This is a genomic window from Pseudarthrobacter sp. AG30 (assembly GCF_003116525.1).
GTDB lineage: Bacteria > Actinomycetota > Actinomycetes > Actinomycetales > Micrococcaceae > Arthrobacter.
Map to the genome: position 1 here is coordinate 79659 of NZ_QEHL01000038.1, position 213 is coordinate 79871.

Annotated in this window: 1 protein-coding gene; it reads left to right on the forward strand. The window is 71.4% G+C overall.

What is annotated here, in order from left to right:
• Positions 1-213 (forward strand): MmgE/PrpD family protein (locus DC347_RS22225; RefSeq protein WP_206073979.1); only part of this gene is annotated, 213 nt, incomplete at both ends.

Here is a 213-nt window from a genome sequence, read left to right on the forward strand (position 1 = left end):
CTGAACCGGGCCCCCATCGTTGCCGCCCGCGCCCAGGCGCTCACCCACGGCCCCACCACCGGCGGCAAGGGCTCGAAGGTCTTTGGTATCGAGGAGCGCGTGGCCCCGGAATGGGCGGCCTGGGCCAACGGTGTCGCGGTCCGCGAACTCGACTACCACGACACCTTCCTGGCCGCGGACTACTCCCACCCGGGCGACAACATCCCGCCGATC